16 protein-coding genes and 5 tRNA genes are annotated in these 18997 nt (G+C 68.3%); 12 read left to right on the top strand and 9 right to left on the bottom strand.

All coding sequences use genetic code 11. The features are described 5' to 3' along the window. Window positions 1-58 precede the first annotated feature (58 nt). Window positions 59-556, top strand: a complete 498-nt coding sequence (locus SLW55_RS02065) for a hypothetical protein (RefSeq protein WP_295966212.1) — start codon at window positions 59-61, stop codon at window positions 554-556. A 317-nt stretch (window positions 557-873) separates the two neighbouring features. Here the strand turns inward: SLW55_RS02065 and lpxH are convergent, their stop codons facing one another. The 8 genes from lpxH to SLW55_RS02025 form a co-directional block, all read right to left on the bottom strand. Then, on the bottom strand, window positions 874-1611 hold the full coding sequence (lpxH, locus tag SLW55_RS02060) for a UDP-2,3-diacylglucosamine diphosphatase (protein ID WP_295943130.1): 738 nt from the start codon (window positions 1609-1611) through the stop codon (window positions 874-876). Between the two features lie 269 nt (window positions 1612-1880). Beyond that, window positions 1881-2405: a phosphatase PAP2 family protein gene (locus SLW55_RS02055; RefSeq protein WP_152180698.1), complete on the bottom strand. Its 525-nt coding sequence runs from the start codon at window positions 2403-2405 to the stop codon at window positions 1881-1883. Then, window positions 2389-3522 carry a glycosyltransferase family 1 protein gene (locus SLW55_RS02050; RefSeq protein ID WP_017907842.1) on the bottom strand — a complete coding sequence of 378 codons (1134 nt, stop codon included), beginning with the start codon at window positions 3520-3522 and terminating at the stop codon, window positions 2389-2391. The genes SLW55_RS02055 and SLW55_RS02050 overlap by 17 nt, the downstream gene beginning before the upstream one ends. A gap of 443 nt (window positions 3523-3965) precedes the next feature. Next, window positions 3966-5492 (bottom strand): exopolyphosphatase, encoded by a 1527-nt coding sequence (gene ppx, locus SLW55_RS02045; protein WP_017907841.1) that lies wholly within the window; start codon window positions 5490-5492, stop codon window positions 3966-3968. Window positions 5493-5547: 55 nt separating this feature from the next. Then, a complete protein-coding gene (gene ppk1 / locus SLW55_RS02040; RefSeq protein WP_152240407.1) occupies window positions 5548-7647 on the bottom strand; it encodes a polyphosphate kinase 1 in 2100 nt (699 codons plus the stop codon). 11 nt (window positions 7648-7658) lie between these two features. Further along, window positions 7659-8984 carry a phosphate regulon sensor histidine kinase PhoR gene (gene phoR / locus SLW55_RS02035; protein WP_017907839.1) on the bottom strand — a complete coding sequence of 442 codons (1326 nt, stop codon included), beginning with the start codon at window positions 8982-8984 and terminating at the stop codon, window positions 7659-7661. A 64-nt stretch (window positions 8985-9048) separates the two neighbouring features. Then, complete coding sequence (gene phoB, locus SLW55_RS02030; protein WP_017907838.1) at window positions 9049-9738, bottom strand: phosphate regulon transcriptional regulator PhoB; 690 nt, start codon at window positions 9736-9738, stop codon at window positions 9049-9051. An 83-nt stretch (window positions 9739-9821) separates the two neighbouring features. Beyond that, window positions 9822-11465, bottom strand: coding sequence for a M48 family metalloprotease (locus SLW55_RS02025; protein ID WP_017907837.1), 1644 nt, complete (start codon window positions 11463-11465; stop codon window positions 9822-9824). Between the two features lie 148 nt (window positions 11466-11613). Between SLW55_RS02025 and grxC the strand changes: the two genes are divergently transcribed. From grxC to SLW55_RS02010, 3 genes are all read left to right on the top strand, one after another. Further along, complete coding sequence (grxC, locus tag SLW55_RS02020) at window positions 11614-11925, top strand: glutaredoxin 3 (RefSeq protein WP_017907836.1); 312 nt, start codon at window positions 11614-11616, stop codon at window positions 11923-11925. Continuing rightward, window positions 11922-12332 carry a carboxymuconolactone decarboxylase family protein gene (locus tag SLW55_RS02015; RefSeq protein WP_295931647.1) on the top strand — a complete coding sequence of 137 codons (411 nt, stop codon included), beginning with the start codon at window positions 11922-11924 and terminating at the stop codon, window positions 12330-12332. Before grxC ends, SLW55_RS02015 begins: the two co-directional genes overlap by 4 nt. A 164-nt stretch (window positions 12333-12496) precedes the next feature. Continuing rightward, complete coding sequence (locus tag SLW55_RS02010) at window positions 12497-13504, top strand: isocitrate dehydrogenase (RefSeq protein WP_017914031.1); 1008 nt, start codon at window positions 12497-12499, stop codon at window positions 13502-13504. Window positions 13505-13642: 138 nt separating this feature from the next. Here the strand turns inward: SLW55_RS02010 and SLW55_RS02005 are convergent, their stop codons facing one another. Beyond that, entirely contained in the window at window positions 13643-14443 is an 801-nt protein-coding gene (locus SLW55_RS02005) for a Bax inhibitor-1/YccA family protein (RefSeq protein ID WP_017917385.1), read from the bottom strand. Between the two features lie 153 nt (window positions 14444-14596). On the opposite strand from SLW55_RS02005, the gene SLW55_RS02000 reads away from it, so the two are divergent. The 8 genes from SLW55_RS02000 (at window position 14597) to clpX (ending at window position 18900) form a co-directional block, all read left to right on the top strand. Further along, window positions 14597-14673 (top strand) — tRNA-Pro (locus SLW55_RS02000). A 44-nt stretch (window positions 14674-14717) separates the two neighbouring features. Next, window positions 14718-14794 (top strand) — tRNA-Arg (locus SLW55_RS01995). A gap of 34 nt (window positions 14795-14828) precedes the next feature. Further along, a tRNA-His gene (locus SLW55_RS01990) sits at window positions 14829-14905 on the top strand. 76 nt (window positions 14906-14981) lie between these two features. Then, a tRNA-Lys gene (locus tag SLW55_RS01985) sits at window positions 14982-15057 on the top strand. Between the two features lie 89 nt (window positions 15058-15146). Continuing rightward, window positions 15147-15231, top strand: a tRNA-Leu gene (locus SLW55_RS01980). Between the two features lie 190 nt (window positions 15232-15421). Next, window positions 15422-16717 (top strand): trigger factor, encoded by a 1296-nt coding sequence (tig, locus tag SLW55_RS01975; protein WP_320744440.1) that lies wholly within the window; start codon window positions 15422-15424, stop codon window positions 16715-16717. Window positions 16718-16858: 141 nt separating this feature from the next. Continuing rightward, complete coding sequence (gene clpP / locus SLW55_RS01970; protein WP_017907831.1) at window positions 16859-17485, top strand: ATP-dependent Clp endopeptidase proteolytic subunit ClpP; 627 nt, start codon at window positions 16859-16861, stop codon at window positions 17483-17485. 128 nt (window positions 17486-17613) lie between these two features. Further along, on the top strand, window positions 17614-18900 hold the full coding sequence (clpX, locus tag SLW55_RS01965) for an ATP-dependent Clp protease ATP-binding subunit ClpX (RefSeq protein WP_017907830.1): 1287 nt from the start codon (window positions 17614-17616) through the stop codon (window positions 18898-18900). The last annotated feature ends 97 nt before the right edge of the window (window positions 18901-18997 follow it).

Raw genomic sequence — 18997 nt, 5'->3', positions numbered from 1 at the left:
GCTATGCTGGGAAGCGGCGCCGGCACGGCCGGTGGCGACCGACTTCCTGGGAACGACGATGTTCAAGCGCATGCGACTGCCGGCCGCGCTGCTGCTGGCGATGCTGAGCGCGGGCTGCGGCCCCGCCCCCGATCGGCAGACCGATACGCCGTCGCCGACCGCCAAGACCGAGGCGCCACGGGCGACCCCGCCGGCCGCACCGGCCGACACCTTCGACGGGAACCGCGCGATGGACGTGTTGCAGGCGCGCCTGTCGGCCGATCATGCCTATCCCGATCTGCAGTGCCTGGGCTACGTTGTCGAGGACGGCGAGGACGCCGCCTCCCCGGCAGCGTCTGCGGCGGCCGCACCCGAGGCCGCCGCGCCGGCGGCGATCGAGATCGCCGTACGCGAGAAGCACGGCGACGGCTGCCCGGGCGACCCGCAGACCGAGCCGGTCCGCGACCGCTTCCGTGTCGAGCGCTCCGGTGCGATCCAGTGGTACGACGTGGTCGACGGCGATTTCGTCGAATACGCGCAATGGCGGCAGCAGCAAGCCGGTGGCGGCTTGCCCTGACAGGCGGATTTTCGCACCGCGCCGCGCGCGTGGTCGCGGCGCTGCGCGGCCAGGAAACGCGGGTGGAGGACGGTGGCCTGGATGTGAGCGGTGTCGACGTCGCGGCCCGGATTGTCAGGCCTGATTGCGGATTGCCATGAGGTGGGCGGAGACGACCCGGTGCACTGGGTCGTCGTCATCGACGGCCCTGCGGAATCCGGGGCGGAAGCGCTATTCGGCGCCGTCCTGCAGCCGCGCCGCGGTCGCAGGGAAATGCGTTGCCGCGAAGTGCCGGGTGCGCATCGCCGGGCTGCGCGCGGCCGCGCCGAACGCGGGCGCTAGAGCTGTTGCAGTTGGCAGCCCTGCGCATCCACGCCCAGCACTGAGCCCTGTTCGTACCAGTCGCCGAGTACGATGCGGGTGCAGGCGCGGCCCTCCACGTCCAGCGCATGCACCGCTGGCCGGTGAGTGTGGCCATGGATCATCCGCGCCACGCCGTAGCGGGCGAAGGTGGCGGCGACTTCGGCCGGGGCCACGTCGGTGACGGTTTCGAACTGCGCGCTGTCGTCCTGTTTCAACTCGGCCTGGCGCGCCTGGCTGGCGGCGCGCGCCTGTTGCGCGTAGGCGATGCGCGCGGCCAGCGGCTGCGCCAGGAACTGCTGCTGGAAGGCCGGGTCGCGGGTCTGCGCGCGGAACGCCTGGTAGGCGGTGTCGTCGGTGCACAGCAGGTCGCCGTGCAGCAGTAGGGTCGGCTCGCCGTACAGATCGATCACGCAGGGATCGGGCAGCAGGCGCAGGCCCGCACGCCGCGCGTAGTCGGCGCCGAGCAGGAAATCGCGGTTGCCGTGCATGAAGAACACCGGCACCCCGGCCTCGTGCAGCGCGTGCAGCTCCACCGCCACCGCATCGGCCGCCTCGGACGGCGTGTCGTCGCCGATCCAGGCCTCGAACAGGTCGCCGAGGATGTACAACGCCTCGGCCTGCCGCGCCTGCCCGCGCAGGAAGTCGAGAAACAGCGCGGTGATCGCCGGCCGTGCCGGGTCCAGATGCAGGTCGGAGATGAACAGCGTGGTCATTCGGCCATTGTAAGGCCGGGAGTGGGGAATCGGGATTGGGGAATGGTGAGTGTTCGCGAGCGCAGGCGTTGCTACGCTTTCGAAGGGCCGGGATTGGGATTCGGAACGGGAATTAGGGATTCGGAGGGTGCGCTAACGCAGGCGATGTTGCGCTCTCGTAGGAGCGGCTTCAGCTGCGACCTTGTCCGGAGCCAGGAGTGAGGAGAGAGCATGGAGCCGGACGGCGCCGGCTGTTTCCATTCCCTATTCCCGGTTCCCCATTCCCGGCCTTATATCAACCACAACGACACGCCCGCCAACAACGTGCCGATGCCGGTGGCGGCGAGCACGTCGCTGGGGTAGTGCAGGCCCAGCACCACCCGCGACAGCGCCACGCAGGCGATGAAGGGCACCAGCAGGGGCGCCAGCCAGGGGTAGTAGGCCAGGGCGACGATGCCGAAGGACACCGCGTGCAGGGTGTGGCCGGAGGGGAAGCTGAACTCGTCCAGCGGCGCCACCCAGGCGCGGATGCGCATATCGGCGGCGTATGGACGCGGGCGGCGGGTCCAGCGCTTCAGACCCTTGTACAGGCTCAGCGCGACCACGCCGGTGGCGGCCATGTGCGCGGAGGCGAACACGCCGTCCATGCCGTCGCACAGCACCAGCAGGGTCATCAGCGCGTACCAGAACACGCCGTCGCCGAGGCGGCTGATCACCGCGAAGAAGCGTCGCACCGAGCGCCGCCGGCACCAGTGGTTGGCGCGCCGGCACCAGCGGGTCTCGTGCCCGCGCAGGATCTCAAGCCGCGTCGACATGCGTCCTCCGGGTGTCCGCCAGTTGGTTGAGCAGGGCATCGAAATCGGCCACCACGCGCTCCGGGCGCAGTTGCTGCATCGACGCGCAGGCCGCCTCGCCGAGACGCTGGCGCAGCGCGTCGTCGCTGCCCAGGCGCAGCGCGGCGGCGATGAAGGCCTCGTCGTCGGCCACCGCCGCACCATTGATGCCGTCGCGCAGGTATTCGCGTGCCGCGCCGTAGTCGAAGGCGACGGTGGCCACGCCACTGGCCATCGCTTCCAGGGTCACGTTGCCGAAGGTCTCGCTGCGGCTGGGGAACAGGAACAGGTCGCCGCTGGCGAAATGCCGCGCCAGCGCGTCGCCGCGCTGGATGCCGCAGAAAATGAAGTCGGGATTCTCCTGCGCCAGACGCTCGCGCAGCGGGCCGTCGCCGACCCAGACGAAGCGCGCCCGCGGACGCTGCTGCTGCAACTGGCGGAACGCGCGCACCGCCAGCGGCAGGTTCTTCTCCGAGGCGATGCGGCCCACGTAGAGCACCGCGCAGTCGTCGTCCTGCAGGCCCCACTGCGCGCGCAACTGCGGATCGCGGCGCTGCGGCTCGAACTGCTTGCTGTCCACCGCGCGCGCCAGCAGGCGCACCCGCTCGAAACCCTGGGTGGCGAGGAAGTCGCGCAGTTCGCGGGTCGGCACCAGGGTCGCCTGGGCCTGGTTGTGGAAGCGCCGCATCCAGCGCAGCGCGGTCGACTGCAGCCAGGCCGCGCCGTACTGCGGCAGGTACTCGTCGAAGCGGGTGTGGAAGCCGGTGGCGATCGGAATGCCCAGGCGCCGCGCGCTGCGCAGCGCCGACCAGCCCAGCGGGCCCTCGGTGGCGATGTACACCGCATCCGGCGGCGCCGCCTGCCACAGCTTGGTCAGGCGCCGCGGCGCGGGCAGGCCGAATTTCAATCCGGGGTAGCGCGGCAGCGCCGCACCGCGCACCAGCCGCAGATCCGCCGGGTCGGCGTCGCCGGCCTGGCGCGGACGCACCACGTCGACCGTATGGCCGCGCGCGCGCAGCCCCAGTTCCAGCCCCTGCACGGTCAGCGCGACGCCGTTGACCTCAGGGGGATACGTCTCGGTGACGATCGCGTAGCGCATGCGGGGGCTCCGGTTTGACTAAGCCTCGCGCAATGCAGTGAAGCGAACATGTCCAGCGCATGTAGGAACGATGACGCTAAAAGCCGGGATTGGGGATTCGGGATTGGGGATTCGGGGTTTTTCGCAAGTGCGTCGCCGTGCCGCTTTTCTGTGGGAGGGGCTTCAGCCCCGACGCGGTATCGGTAAGGCGTCGGGGCTGAAGCCCCTCCCACAAAAAAGCCGCGGTGTCGCGGCTTCACGAGGGGCGGGTTTTCTTTCAAAAACCGGCACTTTTCTCATCAAATCGCTTGACTACGATTTGACCGCGGACAGCATGCTGCCGTCCCGAATCCCGAATCCCGAATCCCGAATCCCGAATCCCGAATCCCGAATCCCGAATCCCGAATCCCGAATCCCGAATCCCGAATCCCGAATCCCGAATCCCGAATCCCGAATCCCGGCTTTCAAGCGACAAATGGACGGAAATTGATCCCCAACCCGGCCATGCCCTCGACCTCGCCGATCAGGTCGGCACGCTGCAACGGCCGCGACTCGATCCACGGCTGCGACAGGATCAGGTGCAGGTTGGCGCCGTCGGCCTTCAGTTCCAGCGCCGGGATCGGGTCGGCTTCATGCGCGCGGTGCAGCAGCACCGCCAGGCGCAGCAGCGCGGCCTTGCGCTTGGCGCTGAGCAGCAGGCGGTCGGGCAGTGCGTCGAACGCGGTCTTGGACACGTTGCGGCGGTGCGTGCGCACCAGCGTGGCCAGCACCTGCTGCTCCTGCCGCGAGAAGCCGGCAATGTCCGAGTGCTCCAGCACGTAGGCGCCGTGCACGTGGTACTGGCTGTGCGCGATGGCCTGGCCGAGTTCGTGCAGGCGCGCGGCCCAGCCGAGCATGCGCGCGTCGTCGGCATCCAGCGCCCAGTCGCCGGCGACCTGCTCGAACAGCGCCATCGCGGTGTGCTCCACGCGCGCGGCCTGCGCCTCGTCGATGCCGTAGCGCTGGGTCAGCGCGGCGATCGCGGTTTCGCGCGGATCGTTCTCGCCGCCGCGGCCGAGCATGTCGTAGAGGATGCCTTCGCGCATGGCCGCCTTGCTCACCATCAGCCGTTGCAGGCCCAAGGCCTGGAATGCCGCCTCCAGCACCAGCACGCCGCCGGCGATGATCGGCCGGCGGTCGGCGGACAGGCCGGGCAGGTCGATGTCCTCGATGCGCTTGGCCAGCAGCAGGCGGTCGCGCAACTGCGGCAGCGCCTCGGCGGTGATCGCGCCCTTGGTCAGCTTCATCGCCGCGCAGATCTCGCCGATCGCCTTGTGCGTGCCGGACGAGCCCAGCGCCTCGTGCCAGCCCAGCGCACGGTACTGCCCGGCGAACTGCTGGAACTCGGCGCCGATCTCGGTCAGCGCGTCCTTCCACTTCTTCTTGGACAGCTTGCCGCCCGGGAAGAAGCGCCGCGTGCTGGCGATGCAGCCGGCCTGCAGGCTCTCGCGTTCCAGGGTTTGGAAGCCGCTGCCGATGATGAATTCGGTGGAGCCGCCGCCGATGTCGATCACCAGGCGGCGTTCGTCCGGCTTGGGCGGCTGCGCATGGGCCACGCCGAGGTAGATCAGGCGCGCTTCCTCGCGGCCGCTGACCACTTCGATCGGATGGCCCAGCGCGGTTTCGCCGGGAATCAGGAAGGTCTGCGGCGAGCGCAGCTGGCGCACGGTGTTGGTGGCCAGCGCGCGCACCCGCAGCGAGGGCAGGTCGCGGAGGCGCTGGCCGAAGCGCGCCAGGCATTCCAGCGCGCGCTGTCGCGCCTCGGTGGACAGTCCGCCCTTGTTGTCCAGGCCGTCGGCCATGCGCACGGTCTCGCGCAGGCGGTCCACCACCCGCAGCTGCCCGAGCTGGTAGCGGGCGATGACCATGTGGAAGCTGTTGGAGCCCAGGTCGATGGCGGCCAGCAGGTCGCCGTCGCGCAGCGGCGGATGAGTGGGGGAGGTGGCAGGCATGGCGGAATGGTAGCCGATGCGCGGCGCGCGCCGTTGGCGCTGCGCCGCGGTGTGCTCAGAGCCCGTCGAGCAGGGCCAGCTGCGCCGAATGCGGCGGCTGGTCCTGGCCCGGGGCCAGCTTGCGGTAGTTGCCGTCGGCGTCCAGTTCCCAGGCGTTGAGATTGTCGGCCAGGTAGTTCTGCAGCACCTCGCGGTGGATGCGCTTGACCAGGTCCGGATCCAGGATCGGGAAGCCGGTCTCCACGCGCCGCAGCAGGTTGCGTTCCAGCCAGTCGGCGCTGGCGCAGAACAGTTCCGGCGCACCGTCGTTGCCGAACCAGTAGACCCGGCTGTGCTCGAGGAAGCGGCCGACGATCGAGCGCACCCGGATGTTGTCGGACACGCCCGGCACGCCCGGGCGCAGGGTGCAGGCGCCGCGCACGATCAGGTCGATCTTGACCCCGGCCTGCGAGGCCGCGTACAGCGCGCGGATCACCTGCGGCTCGTTGAGCGCGTTCATCTTGGCGATGATGCGGCCCGGGCGGCCGGCATGCGCCAGCTTGGTCTCGCGCTCGATCCGGTGCAGCACGCCCGGGTGCAGGGTGAAGGGCGATTGCAGCAGGCGCTTGAGGCGGATCTTCGGCGCCAGCCCGGACAACTGCTGGAACAGCAGGTGCACGTCGTTGCCGATGTCCACGTCGGAGGTGATGAGGCTCAGGTCGGTGTAGGCGCGCGCGGTGCCGCTGTGGTAGTTGCCGGTGCCCAGGTGCACGTAGCGGCGCAGCTTGCGGCCCTCGCGGCGCACGATCAGCAGCATCTTGGCGTGGGTCTTGTAGCCGACCACGCCGTACACCACCTGCACGCCGGCTTCCTGCAGGCGGTCGGCCAGGCCCAGGTTGGCCTCTTCATCGAAGCGCGCGCGCAGTTCCACCACCACGGTGACGTCCTTGCCGTTGCGCGCGGCCAGCACCAGCGCATCGACGATCGCCGAGTCCTTGCCGGTGCGGTACAGGGTCTGCTTGATCGCCAGCACGTTGGGGTCGATCGCGGCCTGCTTGATCAGGTCCAGCACCGCGGTGAAGGCGTCGAACGGGTGGTGCAGCAACACGTCGCCGGCGGCGGCGATCTCGAAGATGCCTTCGCTGTCGCGCAGCGTGCGCGGGTTCATCGGCGGATACTTCAGGTCCGGGCGCTGCACTAGGTCGTAGACCTGGTTGACCCGGCTCAGGTTGACCGGGCCGTTGATCCGGTAGACCGCGTTTTCCGGCAGTTCGAAGTTCTGCAGCAGGGTGCGCACGATCGACTTCGGGCAGTCCTCGGCGATCTCCAGCCGCACCGCCGGCCGGTAGCCGCGGTTGACCAGTTCGTCGCGCAGCGCCAGCGCCAGATTCTCCACTTCCTCCTCGTCCACCACCAGTTCCGAGTTGCGGGTGACGCGGAACTGGTAGGAGCCCATCACCTCCATGCCCGGGAACAGCTCGTCGACGAAGGTGGACAGCACCGAGGACAGGAACACGAAGCTCTGGCCGCCCTCGGCCAGGCTTTCCGGCAACTGGATGATGCGCGGCAGCGAGCGCGGCGCGCGCACGATCGCCAGGTGGCCGACGCGGCCGAACGCGTCGGTGCCTTTGAGCACCACCACGATGTTTAGCGACTTGTTGAGGATCTTCGGGAACGGGTGCGCCGGGTCCAGGCCCAGCGGCGACAGCACCGGCATGATCTCGTTGCGGAAGTAGGCGCGCAGCCAGCGCTTCTGCCGCGCGTTCCAGGAATGCCGGCCGAGCACGCCGATGCCGGCGTCCTTCAGCGCCGGGCGCAGCACCTCGTTCCAGCAGCGGTACTGCTGGTCGACCAGTTGCGCGGCGCGGTCGTGGATCGAGGTGAGGATGGCGTTGGGGCTCATCCCGTCCGGCGCCGGCGGCAGCCCGAATTCCTGCGCGTGGCGCACGGTGGCGGCGCGGATCTCGAAGAACTCGTCGAGGTTGGTGCAGGAGATGCACAGGAAACGCAGCCGCTCCAGCAACGGCACCTGCGGATCCTGCGCCTGCGCCAGCACCCGGAAGTTGAAGTCCAGTTGCGACAGCTCGCGGTTGATGTACAGCGCGGGGTCGCGCAGCGGGTCGCTGGGAATGTCCGGGGGCGGCGTGGGCGGCAGGGCAGGGGCGCGGCGGGGCATGGTGTCTCTCGTTAGGCGGAGGTCAGGGTGGCATGGTCGTGCCGCGGATGCACGCGCCCGGCGCCGAAGTGGCAGGAGAAGGTGCTGCCCTTGCCGACTTCGCTCTCGATCTCCAGCCGCGCCTGGTGCAGGCCGAGCACGTGCTTGACGATCGACAGGCCCAGGCCGGTGCCGCCGCTCTCGCGCGAGCGGCTGCTGGAGACGCGGTAGAAGCGCTCGGTGATCCGCGGCAGGTGATGCGCGGGAATGCCGTAGCCGCTGTCGCGCACCGCCAGCACCGCGCCATCGCCCTCGCGGGCGAAGGTGATGCGGATGGTGCCGCCGGCCGCGGTGTAGCGCACCGCGTTGGTGACCAGGTTGGAGAAGGCGCTGTGCAGTTCCTTGTTGGAGCCGACCAGGTCGCAATCGGCTTCGTCGTGGACCTCAATGCGGTGCCGGCCCTGGCTGTGCGCCTCGGCCTCGCGGCGCAGCGTGGCCAGCATCGGCGCCATCGCGATCGACTCCTCGTTGGCGTGTTCCTGCGATTCCAGCCGCGACAGGGTCAGCAGGTCCTCGACCAGCTGGGTCATGCGCTGCGACTGCTTGCGCATCTCGGCGATCATCGGCCCCGAATCCGGGAAGTCCTCCGGGTCGAGCATGTCCAGGTAGCCGTGGACCACGGTCAGCGGCGTGCGCAACTCGTGCGAGACGTTGGCGACGAAATCGCGGCGCACCTGCTCCAGTTGCAGCAGCTTGCTGACGTCGCGCGCGACCAGCAGCCAGTGGTCGTCGGAATAGGGAATCAGGCGCAGGTTCAGGCGCAGGCGGTCGTCGACCGGCGAGGGCATGTCCAGCATCGGCTCGGCGTTGCGGCCGCCGCTGAGCCAGTGCGCCAGCGGCATCGGCTGCAGCCGCTCCACCACCGGCGCGCCGAGGTCGCCGGGGTGGCGCAGGCCGAGCAGGGTGCCGGCTGCTTCGTTGAACCATTGGATGCGCTGGCTGTTGCGGTCCACCACCACCACCGCGTCCGGCAGCGCCGCGGCGGCGGCGCGGTAGGCGCGCAGCATGTCCAGCAGGCGCCGCTTGCGCACGCGCATTTCCGCCTGGCTGCGGTACAGCAGCCGGTCCAGTTCGTTCCACACGCCGGTGCCGGCCGGCGGCTCCCAGCGCTGGCGCGCGGTCAGCCGCCGCAGCACCCGCCGCAGCCGCCAGTAGTGCCAGCCCATCACCCCCAGCGACATCAGGGTCAGCGCCATCCACACATGGCCGCCGATCCAGCCGATCAGCAACGCCAGCAACAGCAGGCCGGCGAGCGTGCCGAGGGTCTTCAACCAGGCGGAGCGGATGTGGCGGGGCATCGGGAACGCACTCTGTCGCAAAGGATCGTGATCCGTCCGCCGTTATAGCAGGCGAAGGCGGCGGTCAGATGGACGCAGAGAAGCGATAGCCGGAACCGCGGACGGTCTGCACCATGTTTTCCACCGAGAACGGCTCCAGCGTCTTGCGCAGGCGGCGGATGTGCACGTCGATGGTGCGCTCTTCCACGTAGACGCTGCCGCCCCAGACGTGATCGAGCAACTGCGCGCGGCTGTAGACGCGCTCGGGGTGGGTCATGAAGAAGTGCAGCAGGCGGTACTCGGTCGGGCCGATCGGCACCGGCGCCTCGCCGGCGAACACCCGGTGCGCGGCGCCGTCGATGCGCAGGCTGCCGACCGAGACGCTGCCGTCCTCGTCGTCCTCGCGGGTGCGGCGCATCACCGCGCGGATCCGCGCCAGCAGCTCGCGTGCCGAGAACGGTTTGACCACATAGTCGTCGACGCCGGCCTCCAGGCCGCCGACGCGGTCGTTCTCCTCGCCGCGGGCGGTGAGCATGATGATCGGCACTTCGCGGGTCATCGCATCCTTGCGCCAGCGCCGGGCCAGTTCCAGGCCGCTGGTGCCGGGCAGCATCCAGTCCAGCAGGATCAGATCCGGGACCCGGTCGGCGATCGAGGTCTGCGCCTCGCGGGCATCGCCGGCGTGCACCGGCTCGAAGTCGCCCTTGCGCAGGGCGAACGCGACCATGTCGCGGATGGCCGGCTCGTCGTCGACGATCAGGATGCGTTTCTGCACAACGGCACCGTGGAACTGGGGAGGAAGGTCGCCAGTAGACTACGGTTTTATTACGATTGAGTGACGCCTGACACGGGCGCGTTTCAGCGCCGTTGCATGTCCGGGTCCTGCACGCCCTGGCGGCGCAGTTCCAGCACCGTCGGGGTGATCGCGGCGATGCGGGCGTCGATGCGCGCGCGCGCCACGTAGTCCAGGTCGCTGCGCTTCTTCAGGTTGCTCAGCTGGATCAGGGCCTGCTCCGGATGCCCGTTCAGGTAGGCCGCCTCGGCATACGCCTCGCCGGCCCGGGTGTCGTCGCCGGCCAGTTCGCAGGCACGGGCGAAGGTGCGCTGGAACACCGGATCCTCCGCGGCCGCCCCGAGCAGCGGCCGCAGCACCGCCTGGGCGCGCTGGCCGGCCTGGCGGCCGCCCTGTTCGTTGAGGGCAGTCGCATAGCTCAGCGCCACTGCCCGGTTGCTGGGCATGCGCTTGACCAGCGCCTCGAAGCGCTGGTCGGCGGCCTGGTTGCGGCCGGCCTTGGCCTCGGCCTCGGCCACCGCCACGGTCAGCCACCAGTTGTCCGGGTGCGCCTGCAGCAGGCTTTCCAGCGTCTGCGCGACCTCCTGCGCACTGCCGCCGGCACGCAGCCGGGCCAGCGCCAGGCCGTAGCGCTGGGCATCGCTCAGGCCCTGTTTGCTGCCCTGGCGCAGGCCTTCGTACTCGCGGATCGCATCGGCCGGGGTGTTGGCGCTGAACACCCGCAGCCGCTCGCGGGCCCATTCGAACTGGCCGCTGGGGCCGCGCGCGTAGTTGGCGAACGGCAGTTGCAGGCCGCCGGGCAGCAGCGGGTTGCTGGGCGCGCCCAGCGGCTGGCTCAGCGACACGTCGTTCGGATCGACGCGCTCCTTCAGGGTGCCGCCGGGCACGCTGGTGGTCAGGGTCAGGGTGTTCTTCTTCATCTGCTCGGCGCGCTCGCGCGCCTCGCTGATGCGGGTGGTGGTGACCGGGTGGGTCATCAGGAAGTCGGGGGTGCTGTAGCCGCCCTGGTTGCCGCGCATCGCCAGCGACATGCGCTCGAAGAAGCCGGCCATCGCGTCGACGTCGTAGCCGCTGCGCGCCAGGGTGCGGATGCCCAGACGGTCGGCCTCCGATTCGTTGGAGCGGGTGTAGTCGATCTGGCGCTGCTGCATCAGCCCCAGGCCGCTGGCGATCGCCGCCTGGGTGGCGTCGCCGCTGGAGCGCCCGCCGGCCTGCTGCGCCGCGACCACCGCGGCGAGCATGCCGAGCAGGATCGGGATCTGGTCGCGCTGCGCCCGCTCGACCCCGCGCAGCACGTGCTGCTGGGTGACGTGGGCGATCTCGTGCGACAGCACCGCGGCCACCTCGTCCTCGCGCTCGGCGGTCAGCACCAGCCCGGCGTTGACCGCCACGTAGCCGCCGAGGGTGGCGAAGGCGTTGATCTGGCGGTCGCGCAGCATGAAGAAGGTGAACTTCTGCTGCGGCTGGTCGCTGTTGGCGCCGAGCCGGGTGCCCATGGTCTGCAGCCAGTCGTCGATCAGCGGGTCCTCGAGCACGTAGCCGTAGCTGCGCAGCTCGGCCAGCATCATCTTGCCGTACTCGGCCTGGCGCGCCGGGGTCAGCAACTCGCCGGCCGAGGAGCCGATGTCCGGCAGCTTGTTCTCCTGGGCCGGCGCCACGGCGCAGGCGGTGGCCAGGGTGATCGCGAAGGCGAGCGGCAGCAGGCGCAAGACAGGCTCCAGGGGGCAGGCGGACGCCGGGTGGCGGCCGGGACGACGGTGAATCCGGGATGATTCGCAGTGTTGCGGCAGCGGCCTCGAAAATCCACCCGGCCGCTACCATAGTGGCTTGGACCTTCTACACCGCCCGGAGTTTCCCTTGGACAACCCAACTGCCGACACCGGCCACGCCGGCGGCCCGCCGATCACCCTCTATTCCACCGCGATTTGCCCGTACTGCGTGGCGGCCAAGAACTTCCTCAAGAGCAAGGGCCGCACCTGGAACGAGGTGCGGATCGACCTGGACCCGGCCGAGCGCGAGAAGATGGTCGCGCTGGCGCGGCGCACCAGCGTGCCGCAGATCTTCGTCGGCGACGTCCACGTCGGCGGCTACGACGACATGATGGCGCTGCACCGCGCCGGCAAGCTGGAGCCGCTGCTCGACGGCCACGCCCCCGAGGCGCAGGCATGAGCGGCACCGCGACGGGCGAGGGCGGCGCTTCCGGGCAGGACCGCGTCCGCGAGTTCACCGAGTTCCGCCAGCGCATGAACCAGCGCATCCTGGCCGAGCCGAACCAGGTGGTGCGGCGCTTCTTCGCGCTGGACACCCAGACCTACCAGGCCGGCGCGCTGGACGTGAAGACCAAGGAACTGCTCGGCCTGGTCGCCTCGCTGGTGCTGCGCTGCGACGACTGCATCAGCTACCACGTGGCCCAGTGCAAGCAGGCCGGGGTCAGCCGCGAGGAGTTTTTCGAGACGTTCTCGGTGGGCCTGGTGGTCGGCGGTTCCATCGTGATCCCGCACCTGCGCCGCGCCGTGGACTTCCTCGACACGCTGGAGGCCGGCGCCGCCGCGCCAGCGCAGCACGCGCACGACTGAGCCCGCTTCGGGCTGCCCCGATGGCCACCGGCGCCCGCGCCGGAGGCCGTCCGGTTTTGGGCGCCTTCACCGGCTTCGGGCATAATTACCGCTGAAACCTCCTTGCGCCTGCAGCCCCGGTTCCCGGGCGGCGCTCCCCCCTCTTGTACGGAAACCGCAACCCTATGACGCAGACAATCACGGTCATCCGTGGCGATGGCATCGGCCCGGAGATCATGGACGCCACGCTGTTCGTGCTCGACGCGCTGAACGCCGGCCTCACCTACGAATACGCCGATGCGGGCCTGGTGGCGCTGGAGAAGCACGGCGACCTGCTGCCGGCCGCCACGCTGGAGTCGATCCGCAAGAACAAGGTGGCGCTGAAGAGCCCGCTGACCACGCCGGTGGGCGAGGGCTTCAGCTCGATCAACGTGGCCATGCGCCGCCAGTTCGACCTGTACGCCAACGTGCGTCCGGCCAAGTCGTTCCCCAACACCAAGTCGCGCTTCGGCGCCGGCGTGGACCTGATCACCGTGCGCGAGAACACCGAAGGCGCCTACCTGAGCGAAGGCCAGGAAGTGTCCGCCGACGGCGAGACCGCGCTGTCGATGGCCAAGGTGACCCGCAAGGGTTCCGAGCGCATCGTCCGCTACGCCTTCGACCTGGCCCGCGCGACCGGCCGCAAGAAGGTCACCGCGGTGCACAAGGCCAACATCATCAAGTCCACCTCGGGCCTGTTCCTGAAGGTGGCGCGCGACGTGGCGGCGAACTACCCGGAGATCGAATTCCAGGAAATGATCGTCGACAACGCCTGCATGCAGTTGGTGATGCGCCCGGAGCAGTTCGACGTCATCGTCACCACCAACCTGTTCGGCGACATCCTGTCGGACCTGTGCGCCGGCCTGGTCGGCGGCCTGGGTCTGGCCCCGGGCGCCAACATCGGCGTGGACGCGGCGATCTTCGAAGCCGTGCACGGCTCGGCCCCGGACATCGCCGGGCAGGGCAAGGCCAACCCGTGCGCGCTGCTGCTGGGCGCGGCGCAGCTGCTGGACCATATCGGCCAGCCGCAGAACGCCGAGCGCCTGCGCAACGCCATCGTCGCCACGCTGGAAGCCAAGGACGGTCTGACCCCGGACCTGGGTGGCAGCGGCAACACCATGGGCTTCGCCAAGGCCATCGCCAGCCGCCTCTGAGCGTCCGGAAGATCGCAGAAATAAAGAAAGGGCGCCCCAGGGCGCCCTTTCTTTTGCTCGGAAACTTGTCTGAAGCCAAGCCCGCTCATCGATCAAGGGGAGTTCGCTTTTACGATTCCCCAATCCCGATTCCCGACTTCAATTCCGCGACTGCAGCTTCGACAGCAGGCGCAGGAACTCCAGGTACAGCCACACCAGCGTCACCATCAGGCCGAACGCGCCGTACCACTCCATGTACTTGGGGGCGCCCTGTTCGACGCCGCTCTCGATGAAGTCGAAGTCCAGTACCAGGTTCAGCGCCGCCACCACCACCACGAACAGGCTGAACAGGATGCCGACCGTGCCGGAGGCGTGGATGTAGGGGATCTGGATGTTGAAGAAGCCAAGCACCATCGTGGCCAGGTACACCAGCGCGATGCCGCCGGTGGCCGCGACCACGCCCAGCTTGAAGTTCTCGGTGGCCTTGATCATGCCGCTGCGGTAGGCGAACAGCATCGCGAACAGGGTGCCGAAGGTCAGCAGCACGGCCTGCAGCACGATGCCGTTAAAGCGCACTTCGTACATCGCCGAGATCGATCCCAGGAAGAAGCCTTCCACCAGCGCGTACAGCGGCGCGGTGATGGGCGACCATTCCTTCTTGAAGATCGTGATCAGGGCCAGGATGAAGCCGCCGATCAGGCCGCCCAGCGCGTAGCCGGCCACGCCAGGAGCGATCATCGCGTTGCCCGCGGCATCGATCGAAACCGACTGGCTCCAGGCGAATACGGCGGTGAGCGCTGTCAGCATCAACAGGATGCCGGTCTTGTTGGCGGTGCCGTTCAGGGTCATCGCACCGCTGTCGCGCGCGACGACCGTGCCGTTGCCGGGCGAGACCACGTTGCCGCTGTGCAGATCGAGGAAGGTGGATTCCTTCAGGGCGGGGTTGCCGCTGCGAAGCATGCTGTTTTCTCCTTCAAAATGGCTCTCGGCCGATGCCGATGGCAAGCCGTGAGCATAGCGCAGGCGATGTTGCGTGCATGCGACGTTGACAGCGGGCCGCAAGCTTCCCACAATAGCCGACCTTTCCGGCCTTGGCCGCGAGGGATGTTCCGCCGGGGTATAGCGCAGTCTGGTAGCGCGCCTGCTTTGGGAGCAGGATGTCGGGGGTTCGAATCCCTCTACCCCGACCAATCCGATGTCCAACGGCGGAAAGGAATGCGACAATCCAGCCAGGGCGCCCGTAGCTCAACTGGATAGAGCACCGGCCTTCTAAGCCGGCGGTTACAGGTTCGATTCCTGTCGGGCGCGCCACATGGCGCCGGGCAGGAGATGCAAGGTTTCAATGGTGGCTGTAGCTCAGTTGGTTAGAGTACTGGATTGTGATTCCAGATGTCGGGGGTTCGAGTCCCCTCAGCCACCCCATTGATCGCGTGACCCGATGCTTCGCGGGGTGTTGCAACGAAGCAAAAAAGCACATAGAATGTGCGACTCAGTTTCAGGGCCGTTAGCTCAGTTGGTAGAGCAGTTGACTCTTAATCAATAGGTCCAAGGTTCGAATCCTTGACGGCCCACCAAAACGAAAGGCACCTGCTCCGGCAGGTGCCTTTTTCTTTGCCGGCCGGCCTGCAACAATGTGCCGGCAGGCGCCTTCCGGCGCCGCAGCGCGAAAGTGGCGGAATTGGTAGACGCCCTGGTTTTAGGTACCAGTGCCGCAAGGCGTAGGGGTTCGAGTCCCCTCTTTCGCACCATCCAGCCCCCGATGGCCCCTTGTGGCGATGGCGGGTTCGGCGTCGCCACGGCGGCCTCCCGGCCCTGCGCTGGCAGGCGCCGCGGGAATAGGCGAAACTATCCGGCTGCGGCGGCTGTCCCGTGCCCGCGCCAACCCGTACTTTTCTACATCGTGCCGAGAGCCGTGGGCTCCCGGTGGCAGGAGTCCACATGCAAGCTTCGATCGAAACCACCGGTACCCTGGAACGGCGTCTGACCTTCACCCTGCCGGAGGATCGCCTGGAAACCCATGTCGGCGGCCGCCTGCGCGAAGTCGCGCGCACCGCGCGGATCAAGGGCTTCCGTCCGGGCAAGATTCCGGCCAAGGTGATCGAGCAGCGCTTCGGGCCGCAGATCCGCGCCGAGGCGCTGGACGGCCTGCTGCGCGAGACCTTCGACTCGGCCGTGCGCGAGCACGAACTGCGCCTGGCCGGCAACCCGCGCATCGACCGCGCCGGCGACAACGAGCTGCAGTTCGTGGCCACCTTCGAAGTGGTGCCTGACTTCGGCGACATCGACGTGTCCAAGCTGCAAGTGATCCGCCACACCGCCGAGGTCACCGACGCCGACATCGAGCAGATGATCGAGAACCTGCGCCTGCAGCGTCGTACCTGGCAGCCGGCCGCGCGTCCGGCGCAGGACGGCGACCTGGTGACCCTGGAGACCTGGTCGCAGGTCGGCGACGAGCGCCTGCCGGCCGAGGGCGTGGAGAAGGGCAGCAGCGTGATCGGCTCGGGCGTCATGTTCCCGGCGATCGAGCAGGGCCTGGTCGGCCTGTCCAAGGACGAAGAGAAGACGCTGACCGTCGACTTCCCGGCCGACTGGCGCGTGCCGCAGTTCGCCGGCAAGCAGGTCCAGGTCCATGTGAAGGCGGTCGACGTCGCCGCGCCGGTGCTGCCGGAGGTGGACAAAGAGTTCATCAAGAGCTTCGGCGTCAAGAGCGGCGATGCCGAGCAGTTCCGCAAGGACATCCGCATCAACCTCGAGCGCGAGCTCAAGGGCGCGCTGATGAACCGCCTGCGTCGCGAAGTCGGTGAGCAGCTGATCGCCGCCTACGCCTCGGTCGAAATGCCGCCGCGCCTGGTCGAGAACGAAGCGCGCGCCATGCTGGCGCAGCAGGTCGAGCAGATCCGCCGTTCCGGCCGCGACCCGGGCCAGGTGCCGGACGACGCCCATCAGGGCTTCATGGACGCCGCGCGCAAGCGCGTGCTGGTCGGCCTGCTGGTCGGCGAGGTCGCCCGCCGCAACGAGCTGCGCCTGGACCCGAAGCGGGTCTCGGAGACGCTGCGCCTGATCGCCTCGACCTACGAAGAGCCGGAACAGGTCATTGAGATGTACCGCAACGATCCCCAGTTGATGGGGGGACTGCAGAGCCGTGTGATGGAAGAGCAGGTGATCGACTGGATCGCCGAGCGCGCCCAGCACACCGAGCAGGCGATGTCGTTCCAGGACGCGATCCGTCAATAAGACGGCGCGTCGCCGCGTTGCGCAGCCGACCTGCGCGACGCGGATCCCGTTTCACCTCCCCGCGGCGGCGGGGCGCAACACGATGCGAAGCCCTGCACACCCCCGTGCAGGGACGGACCCCGAGCAGCAGGAGATCACCGCGTGGACAATGTGACCAAGGCCTTGAATCTGGTTCCGATGGTGGTCGAACAGACCAGCCGCGGCGAGCGCGCCTACGACATCTATTCGCGCCTGCTGAAGGAGCGCCTGATCTTCCTGGTTGGCCCGATCGACGACCACATGGCCAATGTGATCGTGGCCCAGCTGCTGTTCCTGGAAGCGGACAATCCGGAGAAGGACATCAGCATCTACATCAACTCGCCGGGCGGCGTGGTCACCGCCGGCATGGCGATCTACGACACCATGCAGTACATCAAGCCGGACGTGAGCACCATCTGCGTCGGCCAGGCCGCCTCGATGGGCGCGCTGCTGCTGGCGTCGGGCGCTGCCGGCAAGCGCTATGCGCTGCCGAACTCGCGGGTGATGATCCACCAGCCGCTGGGCGGCTTCCAGGGCCAGGCCACCGACATCGACATCCACGCCCGCGAGATCCTGACGCTGCGCGCGCGGCTGAACGAAATCCTGGCCAAGCACACGGGCCAGTCGCTGGAAACCATCGCCCGCGACACCGAGCGCGACAACTTCAAGAGCGCCGTCGACGCGCAGGCCTACGGCCTCGTCGACCAGGTCCTGGAGCGTCGTCCGGATGAGTCCATCCAGCCGGCATAAGGCTTGCATGTACTGCAAAACGCAGCGTATTCCGCAGGGCCGGGGTCGGGCTAGCGTCCTCCCGGCCCTGTGCTATTCTCGAAATCGAACCCCCGTTCATCGGGTGGGGTAACTGGGTAAGCGAAGCAATGAGCGAAGACCGGCAAGGCCGTTCCGGCGACAGCAACAAGATCCTGTACTGCTCGTTCTGCGGCAAGAGTCAACACGAGGTCCGTAAGCTGATCGCCGGGCCCAGCGTGTTCATCTGCGACGAATGCGTCGAGTTGTGCAACGACATCATCCGCGAGGAGCTCGAGGAGAAGGCGCAGTCGGCACGCAGCAGCCTGCCCAAGCCGCGCGAGATCCTGGAAGTGCTCGACCAGTACGTGATCGGCCAGCAGCGCGCCAAGCGCACGCTCGCCGTGGCCGTGTACAACCACTACAAGCGCATCGAGAGCCGGCAGAAGAACGACGAGGTCGAACTGGCCAAGTCCAACATCCTGCTGGTCGGTCCGACCGGCTCGGGCAAGACGCTGCTGGCCGAGACGCTGGCGCGCTTGCTCAACGTGCCGTTCACCATCGCCGATGCGACCACGCTGACCGAGGCCGGCTACGTCGGCGAGGACGTGGAGAACATCATCCAGAAGCTGCTGCAGAAGTGCGACTACGACGTCGACAAGGCGCAGCAGGGCATCGTCTACATCGACGAGATCGACAAGATCTCGCGCAAGAGCGAGAACCCGTCGATCACCCGCGACGTGTCCGGCGAAGGCGTGCAGCAGGCGCTGCTGAAGCTGATCGAAGGCACGGTCGCCTCGGTGCCGCCGCAGGGCGGGCGCAAGCATCCGCAGCAGGAATTCCTGCAGGTGGACACCAAGAACATCCTGTTCATCTGCGGCGGCGCGTTCGCCGGCCTGGACAAGGTGATCCAGCAGCGCTCCAACGACGCCGGCGGCATCGGCTTCGGTGCCAAGGTGAAGAGCTCCGAGCGCAAGCGCGAGGTCGGCAAGATCCTGGCCGACGTCGAGCCGGAAGACCTGATCAAGTTCGGCCTGATCCCCGAGTTCGTCGGCCGCCTGCCGGTGGTCGCCACGCTCGAGGAACTGGACGAGCCGGCGCTGATCAAGATCCTGACCGAGCCGAAGAACGCCATCACCAAGCAGTTCAAGAAGCTGTTCGAGATGGAAGGCGTGGAGCTGGAGTTCCGCCAGGACGCGCTGCTGGCCATCGCCAAGAAGGCGCTCAAGCGCAAGACCGGCGCGCGCGGCCTGCGCACCATCGTCGAGTCGGTGCTGCTGGACACGATGTACGAGCTGCCGTCGCAGGAAAACGTCAGCAAGGTGGTGGTGGACGAGTCGGTGATCGAGCACAAGTCCGAGCCGTACCTGATCTACCAGACCCCGCCGGCGGCGCCGAAGGTCGCCTCCGCGGAGTGACCCGGGCGGGCGGTGCGCGGCGACCCCGTCGCGCGCCCCGTGCCTGCCGGTAAGTCGCTGAAACATAAAGGGGTTATGCGCTCCCCTTGCATCGTCC

Origin of the sequence: Xanthomonas sp. LF06-19, from assembly GCF_034105425.1 — a bacterium.
Taxonomy (GTDB): domain Bacteria; phylum Pseudomonadota; class Gammaproteobacteria; order Xanthomonadales; family Xanthomonadaceae; genus Xanthomonas_A; species Xanthomonas_A sontii.
The sequence above is the reverse complement of the archived record's forward strand: the minus strand, read 5'-3'. Positions and strand labels throughout refer to the sequence as shown.